This is a genomic window from Bacillus sp. A1, from assembly GCF_042296235.1.
GTDB classification, from domain to species: domain Bacteria; phylum Bacillota; class Bacilli; order Bacillales; family Bacillaceae; genus Bacillus; species Bacillus velezensis.
The window spans coordinates 3,739,782-3,754,305 of the sequence record NZ_CP141181.1 but is presented as its reverse complement, the minus strand read 5'-3'; the positions used below and the strand labels follow the sequence as shown (position 1 = coordinate 3,754,305).

Below are 14,524 nucleotides of genomic sequence, written 5' to 3'. Positions count from 1 at the left end.
AGAAGGAGTGTTTACATATGGAGAGAAAAACAGTATTGGTCATTGCTGATCTTGGAGGCTGCCCGCCGCACATGTTTTATAAAAGCGCTGCTGAAAAATATAACCTGGTCAGCTTTATTCCAAGGCCTTTTGCAATTACAGCCTCTCATGCAGCTTTGATTGAAAAATACTCGGTCGCGGTCATTAAAGATAAAGACTATTTTAAGAGTCTGGCTGATTTTGAGCATCCCGATTCGATTTACTGGGCTCATGAAGATCATGACAAACCTGAGGAAGAAGTAGTCGAAGAAATCGTCAAGGTGGCCGGCATGTTCGCGGTTGACGCCATTACGACCAACAATGAACTGTTTATCGCTCCGATGGCAAAAGCGTGTGAACGTCTCGGCCTGCGGGGAGCGGGCGTACAGGCCGCTGAAAATGCCAGAGATAAAAACAAAATGAGAGCCGCCTTCAACCGGGCCGGCGTCAAATCCATCAAAAACAAACGGGTGACGACGCTGGAAGATTTCCGCGCCGCGCTTCAGGAAATCGGAACGCCGCTCATTCTGAAGCCTACATATCTGGCGAGCTCCATCGGCGTGACGCTTATCAAAGAGATGGAAACGGCCGAAGCCGAATTTAACAGAGTCAATGAATACCTGAAGTCGATCAACGTACCGAAAGCGGTCACGTTTGAAGCGCCGTTTATCGCGGAAGAATTTTTGCAGGGCGAGTATGACGACTGGTACGAAACAAGCGGTTATTCCGACTATATCAGCATAGAAGGCATCATGGCCGACGGGGAATACTTCCCTGTCGCGATTCATGATAAAACACCGCAAATCGGATTCACGGAGACATCGCATATTACGCCGTCCATCCTGGATGATGACGCGAAGCGAAAAATCGTCGAAGCAGCCAAAAAGGCGAATGAAGGACTAGGCCTCGAAAACTGCGCAACACATACAGAGATTAAATTAATGAAAAACCGGGAAGCCGGACTGATTGAATCAGCGGCACGATTTGCGGGCTGGAACATGATTCCGAATATTAAAAAGGTCTTCGGCGTCGATATGGCGCAGCTGTTATTGGATGTTCTCTGTTTCGGAAAAGAAGCCGATCTGCCGAAAGGATTATTGGAGCAGGAGCCATGCTATGTCGCCGACTGCCACTTGTATCCTCAGCATTTCAAAGAGAACGGCCAGCTGCCTGAGACGGCTGTCGATTTCGTCATTGAAAGCATTGACATTCCCGACGGCGTCTTAAAGGGAGACACCGAAATCGTTTCTTTCTCGGCGGCCGAGGCGGGTACGTCCGTGGATCTGCGGCTGTTCGAAGCGTTCAACAGCATTGCGGCGTTCGAGCTGAAAGGAAGCAATTCGGGTGACGTGGCCGAATCAATCAAACAAATTCAGCAGCAGGCGAAGCTGACTGCAAAGTATGCGTTACCGGTATGAAACAGCTGAAACCGAACTCTAAGTATTTGCTTTTCGGGCAGGCGCTTTCGTTTATGGGAGACTATTGCGTTCTCCCGGCCCTGCTCATTTTGTCTACATACTATCACGACTACTGGGTGACGTCCGGCGTCATCGCGGTCCGCAGCATTCCGATGGTGTTTCAGCCGTTTTTAGGCGTTCTCGTGGACAGGCTCGACAGGGTGAAAATCATGCTGTGGACGGATGTGATCAGAGGTGTCATCTTTTTGGGGCTGACATTTCTCCCGAAAGGCGAATATCCGCTGCTTTTTCTGGCGCTGCTGTTTGTCTCGTACGGAAGCGGCGTGTTTTTTAACCCGGCACGTCTCGCGGTCATGTCGTCTTTAGAAGCGGATATTAAAAATATCAACACTTTGTTTGCAAAAGCCACGACGATTTCGATTATTGTCGGCGCTGCAGCCGGCGGACTTTTTCTGTTAGGCGGTTCTGTGGAGCTTGCCGTCGCGTTTAACGGGGTGACCTATCTTGTCTCCGCGTTTTTCATCAGCCGCATTAAGCTTCAATACGTGCCGATTCAGTCAGAAAACGTAAGAGAAGCTTTTCAGTCGTTTAAAGAAGGCCTGAAGGAAATCAAAACAAATGCTTTTGTGTTAAACGCCATGTTCACGATGATTACGATGGCGCTTTTGTGGGGTGTCGTCTACAGCTATTTCCCGATTGTCAGCCGCTTTTTAGGCGACGGGGAAATCGGCAATTTCATCCTGACGTTCTGTATCGGCTTCGGCGGCTTTATCGGCGCCGCTCTTGTCAGCAAATGGGGCTTTAACAACAATAAAGGGCTGATGTATTTTACAGTGTTATCGATCGTCTCGCTTGCGCTGTTTTTGTTTACCCCGATTTTCGCCGTGTCAGTCATTGCCGCCATTCTTTTCTTTATCGCAATGGAATACGGTGAGGTGCTGGCGAAGGTCAAAGTTCAGGAGAACGCGGCGAACCAGATTCAGGGCCGGATCTTTTCGGTGGCGGAGGCGTCCATCGGATTGTGCATCGCCGCCGGTTCCATGCTGATCAACATTGTAGACGCGGCAGTCATCATGGCGTTTATCGTCCTTTTGGTCAGCGGGCTGTTTCTGCATACAAAACTGGTCAATAAATCCTTTTCAGAACGGAATAACGAATCAGAGCAAATTCATTTATAAGGAGCCTTTCAGATGGAAATCATACCGTCCGACGTCATCAAGACACTTCCGAAACAGGAATTTTCGCTCGTTTTTCAAAAGGTAAAAGAGATGGAGAAAACGGGAGCCCAGATCATTAATCTCGGGCAGGGGAATCCCGATCTCCCCACTCCGCCGCATATCGTTGAAACATTGCGGGAGGCTGCGCTGAATCCTTCGTATCACGGATACGGCCCGTTCAGAGGCTATCCGTTTCTGAAAGAAGCCATCGCGGAATTTTATGAGAGAGAGTACGGGGTATCGGTCAATCCGGAGACAGAAGTCGCGCTGTTCGGCGGAGGGAAAGCTGGTTTGTACGTTTTGACGCAATGCCTGCTGAACCCCGGCGATATCGCCTTAGTCCCGAATCCCGGCTACCCTGAGTATTTATCGGGAATCACAATGGCCAGAGCGGAGCTGCATGAGATGCCGCTTCATCCTGAAAACGGCTACCTGCCGGATTTTGAGCGGATTGATCCCGCCGTCCTGAAAAAAGCCAAGCTGATGTTTTTGAATTACCCGAATAACCCGACGGGCGCGACTGCGGATCAGGCGTTTTATGAAAAAGCGGCAGCGTTTGCAAAAAAACATGACATCCACCTTATTCACGATTTTGCATACGGCGCGTTCGAATTTGATCAGAACCCGGCCAGCTTTCTTCAGGCGAAAGAAGCGAAAACGGTCGGCGCGGAGCTTTATTCATTTTCGAAAACCTTCAATATGGCAGGCTGGAGAATGGCATTTGCCGTGGGGAATGAGAAAATCATTCAGGCGGTCAATGAGTTTCAGGATCACGTCTTCGTCGGCATGTTCGGCGGCCTTCAGCAGGCGGCAGCGGCGGCGCTGTCAGGAAATCCTGAGCATACGGAGCGTCTGAAGCGCACATATAAAGAACGGATTGATTTTTTCACGGCGTTATGTGAAAAGGAATTAGGCTGGAGCATTGAAAAACCGAAAGGGACTTTTTATGTCTGGGCTGAAATTCCGAATGAATTCGATTCTTCACACCAGTTTTCGGACTATCTGCTGGAGCATGCCCATGTTGTCGTGACGCCCGGCGAGATTTTCGGCAGCGGCGGAAAGCGTTATGTCAGAATATCAATGGTGGCAAAACAGGGCGATTTAAGGGAATTCGTGCTGCGGATTCAAAAGCTAGGTTTGTCCTTTCCTTCATTACAAGAAACATCCCGCTGAGAGCGGGATGTTTTTATTATATGCTTTTCATGCTGCCGCCGTCGGCTGACACTTGCTGCCCGGTAATATAAGAGGCTTCTTCAGAGGCAAGAAAGGCAGCCAGCGCCGCGGTTTCTTCCGCAGTTCCGACACGCTTCATCGGGACGCCTGAGGCAATCCGTTCCTCCGCTTCCGCTTTAGAAATGCCGTTTTGCTTCATGACATTCTTCACGAATTGGTGATAACGGTCTGTGGCGATAAATCCGGGATTCAGACAGTTGACAGTAATGTGAAAAGGCGCAAGCTGAATGGCGATGTTTTTGCTGGCATTAATTAAAGCGGCGTTCATCATGCTGTTGGTAAACATATTGGCGCCGGGTTCTTTCCATAGGTTTCCGACGATATTAATGATTCTGCCGAATTCGTGCTGTTTCATGATTGCTGCGGCCGTTTTCATAGAGTCGATATAGGCGATCGTTTTATTCGTAAAGGTATTTGTCATATCCTCTATATCGCAGTTTTCAAAGGTATCCGGCGAGCCGCCCGGAATGTTGTTGATCAATACATCAAGCCGTCCGCATTGTGATCTGATTTCTTCAAAAATGCCGGTTCTCGTCTTCTGGTCCGACATATCCCCGGCCAGAACGGTGACGCCCGCATCCGGATGTTTGGCGAGGATCTCTTCTTTTACCGATTCGATATTTTCGGGAACTCGTGAATTAATGACGGTATGAAAGCCATTGTCCGCCAGTTTCAGAGCGATCGCTTTGCCGATCCCCTGACTGGCTCCCATAATAAATGCGGTTCGTTTTGACAACTGTCTGCACCTCTTTACCAAAATGGAATCTCCTTTACATCGTAAAAAAAAATGATAAAAATAGCAAATTTTATTTAAATTCTGACAAAGGAAAAACCCGCCGGACAGGCGGGTGGGTGTTACACGTGCAAAAACTTCGGAAGCGTGTCGAGAGACAAGCGGTTTCCGACAAAAAATGAACCGAATTCGCCGTAGCGCGCGCTGACTTCATCAAAGCGCATTTCGTAAACAAGTTTTTTGAACTGAAGCACATCATCGCTGAAGAGCGTGACGCCCCATTCGTAATCGTCAAAACCGACAGATCCCGTGATAATCTGTTTGACTTTGCCGGCATAGCTCCGTCCGATCAAGCCGTGGCTTCTCATCAGATTTCTGCGTTCATCCATAGAAAGCATGTACCAGTTGTCATTGCCGCTTCTTCTTTTATCCATCGGATAGAAGCAGACGTATTTCGCTTCAGGCAGCTCAGGATACAGGCGGGCGCGGACATGCGGATTTTCATACGGATCGCCCTCTCCGCTTGCCAGGTAGTTGCTCAGCTCAACCACGGACACGTAAGAATAAGCCGGGATTGTAAATTCAGCAAGCTTTGATTTGTTAAATTCAAGCTCGATTTCGTTCAGCTCTTCCATTGTCGGGCGAAGAATCATCAGCATAAAATCAGCTTTCTGTCCGACGATGCTGTAGATGGTTTGCGAGCCTTTGCCTTCTTTTTGGGCGACGCCCCATTTTTCAAGCAGTCCCGTAAATTCGTGAATAATCGACAGGCGCTCATCGCTGGATAACATCTTCCATGACGTCCAGTCTATTGTGCGGAAATCGTGAAGCGCGTACCAACCGTCAAGCGTTTGGGCGGCTTCGTTCGTTTTTTGCTGCTCACTCATGTATCTTCACTCCTATATCTTTTCATTGATGCCTTCACTATATCACAGTTTAACCGTTTCGGCTGTGGAGAAACCTTGAATAATCCGAAGCCTTGTGTCAGAAACTATGCCGTGAACAAACGGTCAATTAAATTAGTTAGAAAAATAAGATTTCTTTTTGAAAGCGCTATAATGGAAGTTGGTTATTTGAATTTAGCTGGAAGAAGAGTATGCTGTAAAAGTAAGCGTTTTTTGTCAACATAGAGGAGGGTATATCGTGGCAGATTTATTTACAAAAGTACAAGAAAAAGTCGCAGGAAAAGATGTGAAAATCGTATTTCCTGAAGGGTTGGACGAACGTATCCTGGTTGCGGTCAACAACTTGGCGGGCAACAAGGTATTAAAGCCGATCGTAGTCGGCAATAAAGAAGACATTCAAGCAAAAGCGAAAGAATTAAACCTTACGCTTGACGGCGTGGACATTTTTGACCCGCATACATATGAAGGCATGGAAGAACTCGTTCAGGCTTTCGTAGAACGCCGCAAAGGCAAAGCGACGGAAGAACAGGCCCGCAAAGCTTTGCTGGACGAAAACTATTTCGGCACGATGCTTGTGTACAAAGGTCTCGCAGACGGACTTGTCAGCGGAGCTGCACATTCTACAGCCGATACGGTGCGCCCTGCACTTCAAATCATTAAAACAAAAGAAGGCGTGAAAAAAACATCAGGCGTCTTCATCATGGCCCGCGGTGACGAGCAATATGTATTCGCTGATTGCGCGATCAACATTGCCCCTGACAGCCAGGACCTTGCCGAAATTGCCATTGAAAGCGCCAATACGGCTCAAATGTTTGACATTGACCCGCGCGTTGCCATGCTCAGCTTCTCTACAAAAGGATCGGCGAAATCAGATGAGACGGACAAAGTGGCTGAAGCCGTGAAAATTGCGAAGGAAAAAGCGCCTGAGCTTACGCTGGACGGCGAATTCCAATTCGACGCTGCATTTGTGCCGTCTGTCGCGGAGAAAAAAGCGCCGGACTCCGACATTAAAGGAGACGCGAATGTATTTGTATTCCCAAGCCTTGAAGCAGGAAACATCGGCTACAAAATCGCTCAGCGCTTAGGCGGCTTTGAAGCGGTCGGACCGATTCTGCAAGGATTGAATATGCCTGTAAACGATCTTTCCAGAGGATGTAATGCGGAAGACGTCTACAATCTTGCGTTAATTACGGCTGCTCAAGCGCTGTAATCCGCAAAAGCCGGCCTTTACGAGGGCCGGCATTTTTTATAGAAAAAACGTCACTGCGGCCCAGCCGAACAGGGACAAACAGAGAGAGCCAATCAAGCCTGCTGCGAGCGCCCGCCAGCCGTTATGACGAAACGCCGATATATGGACTTTCAAACCGAGACCCGCCATCGCCATGCCAATTAAAACATAAGACACTTGAACAAGAAATTCGGAATGCGCGGCTGAAATGACGCCTGATGTATGGATGGCGCTCATTCCGAGAAATCCGAAGATAAACCAAGGGATGGGGAGTGAAGCGGCAGAAGCCGTCTTTGACTTTCCGCTGCGGCGCGCCCGCATTCCGAGCATGAATGCGGCCGGGACGAGCAGCGCGACCCGGGTCAGTTTGACGATCACCGCCATCTCGACGGCTGCTTTTCCTCCGGCGCTGCCGGCCGCCGCCGCATGCGCCACCTCGTGAAGCGTTGCCCCGCAAAAGGCTCCGTAAGCCGCAGGAGAAAAGCCCAATACATGATAAGAAAGAGAATATACAACAGTAAAAACGGTTCCTAATAACGAAACGGCGGCCGCGCTGATGGCGGCTGCATTTTCATTTGATCTGATCTGCGGCGCGATCGCGGCAATGGCAGCCGCTCCGCAGATCGCTGTGCCGCAGGCTGTCAGCGTGCTGAGTGTCTGATCTATACGGAACAGCCGGGACAGTCCGTATACAACGGCACCCGCAAACATCATACAGCAGACGGCAATTGCAAATACGTGCCAGCCCGCATGATAGATATCCGCCAGATTCAGTCTCATACCAAGCAGGATGATGCCTGCTTTCAGCAAGTATTTGCTTGAGAACGCGATCCCCGGCTCTAATGCCGCCCGCTGTCCGAATACGGCGCGCCAAAGCATGCCGATCAGCATTGCAAGGACAAGCATTCCGAACATATGCAAAAACGGCAGGCGGCTGACATAGAAAGCCGCAAACGCAATTCCTGCGGTAACTGAAACACCTTTTACCATCTTCATCTCAGTCACTTCCCATTATCTTGATAACTCCACTTTACTGCGGTCTTAATCATTAGTAAAATATATTTATATGATCTAAACGATTAGGAAAAATAATGATTAGGGGCGATGCTTTTTGTATTATGGGGAACTGAAAACATTCATTGCCGTCGTGGAAGAAAAAAACTTTACAAAGGCGGCGCAGAAGCTGATGATTTCTCAGCCAAGCGTCAGCCTTCACATTAAAAACCTGGAGAAAGAATTTCAAACCGCCTTGCTGAACCGCTCTCCGAAGCACTTTACGACTACGCCGACGGGGGACATACTCTATCAGCGAGCCAAGCAGATGGTCTTTTTGTACGAACAGGCCAAATCCGAAATTTACGCCCATCATCATTATGTCAAAGGGAAGCTCAAAATCGCCGCGAGCTTTACCATCGGCGAATATATTCTGCCGCCGCTTCTCGCAAAGCTTCATAACGAGTATCCCGAGCTGAACCTGGACGTCATGATCGGAAACACGGAGGAGGTCAGCGAAGCGGTTCGGATGCTTCAAGCCGATATCGGGTTAATTGAAGGGCATACGGGGAAAAATGAGCTCGACATTCAGCCGTTTATGGAGGATGAATTGTGTATTGCCGCACCGAACGGACACCCGCTCGCCGGCAGAAAAAACATCCCGGCTGCCGAATTGCAAAATCAAGCGTGGGTGACGAGGGAGAAGGGTTCGGGAACGAGGGAATATTTAGACCACGTCCTTCAATCAAACGGACTGCGGCCGAAATCCATGATGACGATCAGCAGCAACCAGGGCGTCAAAGAAGCCGTGATCAGCGGAATGGGTCTTTCCGTTCTGTCAAAAAGCGTGGTGCAAAAGGATCTGCTTCACGGCAGCATTTCCGTGCTTGAGATAAAAGGATTCTCCTTAAAACGGAAACTGTCTATCATCCAATCTTCCATTATGGAGAACACAAAAAACAAAGAAATCTTCATCGCACTTTTGAAAAGCCAATTTCAATCATCTCAAGCGGAGTGATATAATAAATGCATGGAAAGCCTATGACGAAAGGGATTTAATATAGATGGGAAAGCAACCGATTGATTTACTGATGCAGCCGAGCTGGAGAATCATTGACCAATCCAGCCTCGGCCCTTATTTTGATGCGAAGCAGTCATTCGCAATGGATGATACGCTGTGCGCCTCCGTAGGCAAAGGGGAATCGCCTGCGACGGCACGCTCCTGGGTGCACCACCGGACGATCGTGCTCGGCATTCAGGACACGCGCCTGCCGTTTTTAGAGGACGGCGTGAAATTGCTGGAGGACGAAGGCTACCGTGTCATTGTCCGCAATTCCGGAGGCCTCGCCGTCGTACTGGACGAAGGCGTATTGAATATCTCGCTTATTTTTGAAGATGAGAAAAAAGGCATCGACATCGACAGAGGCTACGAGGCGATGACAGAGCTGGTGCGGCGGATGCTGCGTCCGCATAATGCCGAACTTAAAGCATATGAAATTAAAGGATCGTACTGTCCGGGCAGCTACGATCTCAGCATCGGCGGCCGAAAATTCGCGGGAATCTCACAAAGGCGCCTGCGGGGCGGAACCGCGGTTCAGATTTATCTCTGCGCCGATAAAAGCGGAAGCGAACGCGCCGATCTGATCAGACGTTTCTATCAAGCCGCTTTAAAAGACAAAAGCAACGATACAAAAGGCGTATATCCCGATATCCGGCCCGAAACGATGGCTTCATTAAGCGAATTGCTGCAAACGGACATTACCGTGCAAGACTTAATGCTGACGCTTTTGACTGAACTGAAGGAACTCAGCGGCCGCCTGTATGCAGCCGGATTATCGCCGGAAGAAGAGAAGGTATTTGAAAAAAATCTGACCCGAATGCTGGAACGGAATGAGAAGGTGTTCGGCACGCAGGAAAGCTTGGACTAAGTCCGGGCTTTTTTTGTTTTTGGTAATTATATACTATTTAGTTATAGTGAAAAAGAAGTGTTATATGAAAACTAGTTTACATTATATACCTTATTTGATTAATATATTTATGTAGGTTCCAAATAATTCTATAAACTGAAGGAGATGGAGATATGAACTTTAAAAAAATAAAAGAAGAAAAAAGAATCACGATCCCGACGCATTTGTTAGCCGGAGATGCGGAACAATCAGGCAATTCTTTCGCTTGGAGCGGCTGGGTGCTTGTAGTGCCGAGCCAAGAAGACAATCAAAACCCGAATTTGAATTTCTCTGATTTAGCCGCTCAAAAGTAGGATAATCACTGTTTGGAGCCTACACATCTGAGACGAGGCGGTGAGAGTGTGACACAAGAGTATATAAGAGAAATTAAGCGGGGAGCACTGTCATGGATTGTTAAAAATATCCATTACTTTGATATGAATCATAAAGTAGCGAATGATTTCAGGTGGCGCCTTAAAACATTTATAGAACTCATTTTTCTTACCAATTACCTGATCAGAAATCAGGCAGATGATAAGGAAGTTGCTGTTTTAACGGAGTTTATTACAGAAAGGCTCCGTAATGATCAGCTTGAAGAATTTATTCATTTTGATCCGGACGGTCTCGCCGGATTGGCTATTGCGGGTGAATTTCTTACCTTGACTGATCATCCGTCACGGGCTTCGGTGATATGGGAGCTGGAAAAATTCACGGCAGCGCGTTTTGATCGCAGCCTTGCTAAAATTCCCTTTCGGAAAATGGATCTGAAGTACAGTCTGCAAAGAGCAGGCGTAACCTCGGAAATAACGGATTTTTCTGACTTATATCACTACACAGCAGCTGGTCAGGATATCCCAAATACATATATGACGGATCATGATGCGTACAGCATCACTCATACGATTTTTTATATAACAGACATGGGATGTTCTTCGCTTACGGATAAAGAGTATCATCTGCCGTCCTTAAAAGAAAAGGTCCTGAAATTTCTCGGGATCTATATCTGTCTTGAGAATTTAGATATTACCAGTGAATTATTGATGTGCAGCTCTTTTTTACATATCGACATGGATAAGGACAACCATAAACCGCTCTATGAAGCAGCCTGGAATAAAATCTATCAGGGCCGAATGAAAGAGGGGAATGTCCCGAGCATCACCTATCAACATAAACCCGGTTTGAAAGGTGAACAGCGAAGAGAAGATGTGTTCAAACATTGCTATCATACAACACTTGTCGCCGCGGGTGCCGCGCATGCCTGTCTTAGAGCAGAAAGGAACGATTAACTTGAACAGATTAGCTGAAGAGGCGGATCAATTTTTATTATCTTTTGCTGAACAATCGCTTCCGGATCAAAAGAGCATTGAGCTGTTTGCCGGCTTCTGCAAATACTGCAGGAAGACGAGCCATTCTTCCGCTGTAAAAGAACATACTGAAAGGATTGCCTCCGCTTTCGTTGATAAGTCATGCTGGGAAGATCTGTTTCACTGTAACACGGCCATTGTCAATGAGTTGATTCATATCTATTTAACGGCAAAAGCTTATAAAAAGAAGCAGGGAATGGATTCGGATGATCAAGTCATACGTCACGGATTGCAAAACGGCTATCTTATAAAAAAAGAATGGCCTTATTTTAAATACGCCGAATTCGCTGGTTTGCTGAGCGAGCTGGGAATGTCAACTGACCATGAAAAAGTGCGCTTTTACAAGAATTCGATGTTTCAGCCTTTGCTCCATGACGCATGGAAAAGAACAGCTGAAAACGAGCTGGAGTTTGTCGAGTACTGTCTTCTTCATTTGAATGAGGGAGAGCATCTGCTTCATCCCGGCTTGAAGGCGTCCATTCAAAAATGGCTTGTGTTTTGTCTCGGCAGCCGAAAAATGAAACAGCTGTGCAATATGTTATTTATCCAATCGTGTATCGATCCATTTTTTTATGGCTGTCAAGCGGCTCTTCATCATATAAATAACGAGAATCCATCCATTCATTGTGCTCCGGCTCTTCTGCCGGCGATTGAGATTCTGAATCTGGAGTGTGGAACATGCGGATAGTCAAGGAACATTTTAATATAAAAAAAACAGAAGAATGGCTGCTGGGTTTTTGGAAGAACATTCAGCTGCAGCCGGAAGAAATGGAAGCAGATGATCTCATGCACCTGTTTTGCGGTTTAGCGGCATGTCATCACTTTGAAAAAAGAAAGGATACAGAAGAAGCCATTCTATTCTTAGACCGTTATTTTGGAGAAAAAACGCACGAATGCCATCCGGTCCTGTTCGCGTATGCGTATCATATATACCGCAGGATGGATGCCGCAAAAAGCATCTTTTTTCATAACGGACTTGAACAAATGGTCCGCGGTTTACAAGAGGAACTGAAATCAGAGCCTTCCTCTATGATCCTCATGGTGTTAGGGGCTTATTTTGGGGCGATGACTCCGGAAGAACTGATCGTGTTCTTAGAAACCGTAATGAAACGTGAGGCCGATTTGCTCATGGCACCGGGCGGCATCCAGGAAGAACAGGCGGATGCCCTTTATGCCGTCACTTATTTGCAAATGAAAGAATTGCAGCCTTTTCTCACGGAATGGTACAAAACATCAGACTTTGCTTTTTCAGGTTTAATGTTAGCCGAGTGCAGAAAGTATCACATTGACGCCGTTGCAAAATACACAGCCATTATGAAATTTCTCAAATTCGATGAGGCGCTTTTTATACGGGAAGGGCGGGAATTTCTACGCTTTCAGCAGCGAAGCAGCGGGAGCTTCGGTTATTTGAATCCATTAGCGATGGACCAAGGGGCGGTCAGCGGCAAATTGCTGGACCGGCAGTATTTCCTGCCGTCCGCTCATTATGCCGCCGCCTCTCTGTCTATGCTGTAATGTCTCTCTTTTGAAAGACGGAAAAAGAAATCAATAAACAAATAAGAAAGTAGATCGCTATAACCGTCACGGAATAGGGGATGTTTAACGTTGAAATCGCATCACCCGCGCTTTTATTTACATAAGCAACGAGGTTTAAATGCGGAAAGAGCGTAAATTTATACCACGTATATTGGGCAAGCAAATCAGTTCCGCCCAATATACTGCCGGCAAACAGCAGTAAAATCGATAAGCAGAGGGAGAGCGCCTGGCTTTTGCACAATACTGACAAAGTGAACGCAATGGTGACAATGCTTATAATTGATATGAAACGCAAAAGCAGAATGATTCCGGATGCTTTGATTGAACTGATGGTATACAGACTGTCATTTAAATGAGTATAGACGAGCGGATATGAAGCATTGGAAAAACCGAATAACACGCCGCCGATCAGCAAACAGCTCACACAGTAAAATAAGTAAATCATACCGGTAAACAGAAGGGAGGCCAGAAATTTCGATGTTAAAATCCGCCATCTTCGGTTCGGGCTTGTAGCGATAAACTTAATCGTCCCAAGGGCAAACTCTTTAGAAACAACCCCGCTGACGGTTAAAATCGCGGTTAAGCTTACGAAAATCTCAAGCCCGTTTGAAGTAACCGTGCCGAAAAACCTCCAGCCGTTCCATTCATAAGGGTTGATGTTATGCTCCAAATAATAGTCTTTATTCTTAACATCAGCAGAATAATAAACGCCTGTCGTTTCAGCCGGTTTATCAATTTCTTCCTGTTTTTTTTCGGCGAGAAGCCGTTCTTTCCAATTGTTATCCGAGGAAGCATCTAACTCATGATTCATAATAAGGCCGGCCAGCAAAACGATGAGAAACAGGAAAAAAAGAGATAAAAGTGTGCCTTTTTTTCGGGTTATTTTTATGAATTCGTTCTGCGCCAGATGAAATATGCTCATACCGCGTCCTCCTGATCTGTAATCATCATGTATTTCTCTTCCAATGACAAAGTTCTTGCAGAAACGCGGGAAATCAGAATTTCTTTCTCTGCCAAAGATTTAATGACATACGGGATGGTATCTTCTTCCGCTTCCAATTCAATGACGCGGCTGTCTTTTTGCTGTACTTGAAGAATACCTTCCCGCTCTAATATTTCTTTCGCCCTTGCCGGATGATCGACCGTGACGGTAAACAGCTTTTTCTGACCAAGGTCATGTCTGTTCTTCATGTCTTCAATTCCTAAAATCCGTCCCTTTTTAATGTAGGCAACCCTATCGCAAATCTCCTCCATTTCCGACAATAAATGGCTTGATAATAAAATAGAAACCCCTTGCTTCGCTAAATCAGAAAGAATGGTGCGCAATTCTTTCATACCTTTAGGATCGAGGCCGTTCATCGGTTCATCCAGAATTAATAACCCGGGATTGTGAAGAAGAGAATAAGCGAGCCCCAAGCGCTGTTTCATACCTAATGAGAAATGTTTCACTTTTTTGCGGGCAGCCTGCTCCAATCCGACTTTTGCAAGGGTATTCATAAGGTCATCCGTTTTCAGCGAGGTGCTCCGCAGTCTGGTGAAATATTTCAGGTTTTGCAAAGCGGTCATATTCGGATACATATCCGGGCCTTCAATGATAACCCCGATATGTCTCATAAAATATTCAAAGTCGCTGTCCGGTCTGCCTCTGAATGAAATGGCTCCTTCTGTTTTTTTAATAAGCTGTACGATCATTCTGAAAATAGTGGTTTTTCCTGAGCCGTTCGGCCCTAAAAGGCCGAATATCTCGCCTTTTCTCACATCGAAAGAAATTGACTGTACAATAGGGGTATGATTGATTGTTTTAGAGACATCTTTTAATATCAGGGCTGGTTCAGTCATGATATTTGCACACCTTCCTTATGATTTAGGGTAAAAGCCGTCAAAACCGAAGAACATGCTTCCGATCAGGCCGGCAACGATTAAAATGAGAGCA

At 46.8% G+C, this 14,524-nt stretch carries 15 protein-coding genes; 10 read left to right on the top strand and 5 right to left on the bottom strand.

What is annotated here, in order from left to right; genetic code table 11:
* Positions 1-17: 17 nt before the first annotated feature.
* From U2H13_RS18500 to U2H13_RS18490, 3 genes are read left to right on the top strand one after another with little or no spacing between them, the layout of a single operon-like run.
* A complete protein-coding gene (locus U2H13_RS18500) occupies positions 18-1,436 on the top strand; it encodes an acetyl-CoA carboxylase biotin carboxylase subunit family protein (RefSeq protein ID WP_014419149.1) in 1,419 nt (472 codons plus the stop codon).
* A complete protein-coding gene (locus U2H13_RS18495; protein WP_003151007.1) occupies positions 1,433-2,614 on the top strand; it encodes an MFS transporter in 1,182 nt (393 codons plus the stop codon). Before U2H13_RS18500 ends, U2H13_RS18495 begins: the two co-directional genes overlap by 4 nt.
* Positions 2,615-2,626: 12 nt before the next feature.
* Positions 2,627-3,826 (top strand): pyridoxal phosphate-dependent aminotransferase, encoded by a 1,200-nt coding sequence (locus tag U2H13_RS18490; RefSeq protein WP_376700572.1) that lies wholly within the window; start codon positions 2,627-2,629, stop codon positions 3,824-3,826.
* Positions 3,827-3,842: 16 nt separating this feature from the next.
* Here the strand turns inward: U2H13_RS18490 and U2H13_RS18485 are convergent, their stop codons facing one another.
* Both U2H13_RS18485 and hemQ read right to left on the bottom strand, forming a co-directional pair.
* A complete protein-coding gene (locus U2H13_RS18485) occupies positions 3,843-4,622 on the bottom strand; it encodes an SDR family oxidoreductase (RefSeq protein ID WP_376700571.1) in 780 nt (259 codons plus the stop codon).
* Between the two features lie 119 nt (positions 4,623-4,741).
* Entirely contained in the window at positions 4,742-5,506 is a 765-nt protein-coding gene (hemQ, locus tag U2H13_RS18480) for a hydrogen peroxide-dependent heme synthase (RefSeq protein ID WP_014419145.1), read from the bottom strand.
* Between the two features lie 256 nt (positions 5,507-5,762).
* On the opposite strand from hemQ, the gene pta reads away from it, so the two are divergent.
* Positions 5,763-6,734 (top strand): phosphate acetyltransferase, encoded by a 972-nt coding sequence (gene pta / locus U2H13_RS18475; protein WP_003151012.1) that lies wholly within the window; start codon positions 5,763-5,765, stop codon positions 6,732-6,734.
* 36 nt (positions 6,735-6,770) lie between these two features.
* Here pta and U2H13_RS18470 read toward each other — a convergent pair whose 3' ends face one another.
* On the bottom strand, positions 6,771-7,748 hold the full coding sequence (locus tag U2H13_RS18470; protein ID WP_014419144.1) for a YeiH family protein: 978 nt from the start codon (positions 7,746-7,748) through the stop codon (positions 6,771-6,773).
* 115 nt (positions 7,749-7,863) lie between these two features.
* On the opposite strand from U2H13_RS18470, the gene U2H13_RS18465 reads away from it, so the two are divergent.
* From U2H13_RS18465 to U2H13_RS18440, 6 genes are all read left to right on the top strand, one after another.
* Positions 7,864-8,763 carry a LysR family transcriptional regulator gene (locus tag U2H13_RS18465; RefSeq protein ID WP_007614474.1) on the top strand — a complete coding sequence of 300 codons (900 nt, stop codon included), beginning with the start codon at positions 7,864-7,866 and terminating at the stop codon, positions 8,761-8,763.
* Between the two features lie 46 nt (positions 8,764-8,809).
* A complete protein-coding gene (locus tag U2H13_RS18460) occupies positions 8,810-9,673 on the top strand; it encodes a biotin/lipoate A/B protein ligase family protein (protein WP_232489339.1) in 864 nt (287 codons plus the stop codon).
* A gap of 152 nt (positions 9,674-9,825) precedes the next feature.
* Positions 9,826-10,005: a hypothetical protein gene (locus U2H13_RS18455; RefSeq protein WP_003151018.1), complete on the top strand. Its 180-nt coding sequence runs from the start codon at positions 9,826-9,828 to the stop codon at positions 10,003-10,005.
* A 48-nt stretch (positions 10,006-10,053) separates the two neighbouring features.
* Positions 10,054-10,977, top strand: a complete 924-nt coding sequence (locus tag U2H13_RS18450; protein WP_014721963.1) for a DUF6895 family protein — start codon at positions 10,054-10,056, stop codon at positions 10,975-10,977.
* Positions 10,946-11,743, top strand: coding sequence for a hypothetical protein (locus U2H13_RS18445; RefSeq protein ID WP_014419140.1), 798 nt, complete (start codon positions 10,946-10,948; stop codon positions 11,741-11,743). Before U2H13_RS18450 ends, U2H13_RS18445 begins: the two co-directional genes overlap by 32 nt.
* Positions 11,734-12,570: a hypothetical protein gene (locus U2H13_RS18440; RefSeq protein ID WP_029972883.1), complete on the top strand. Its 837-nt coding sequence runs from the start codon at positions 11,734-11,736 to the stop codon at positions 12,568-12,570. The genes U2H13_RS18445 and U2H13_RS18440 overlap by 10 nt, the downstream gene beginning before the upstream one ends.
* Here the strand turns inward: U2H13_RS18440 and U2H13_RS18435 are convergent.
* Entirely contained in the window at positions 12,560-13,513 is a 954-nt protein-coding gene (locus U2H13_RS18435) for an ABC transporter permease (RefSeq protein ID WP_025649389.1), read from the bottom strand. The two genes, U2H13_RS18440 and U2H13_RS18435, sit on opposite strands and share 11 nt — an antisense overlap.
* On the bottom strand, positions 13,510-14,430 hold the full coding sequence (locus U2H13_RS18430) for an ATP-binding cassette domain-containing protein (protein ID WP_163094076.1): 921 nt from the start codon (positions 14,428-14,430) through the stop codon (positions 13,510-13,512). Before U2H13_RS18430 ends, U2H13_RS18435 begins: the two co-directional genes overlap by 4 nt.
* Between the last annotated feature and the right edge of the window lie 94 nt (positions 14,431-14,524).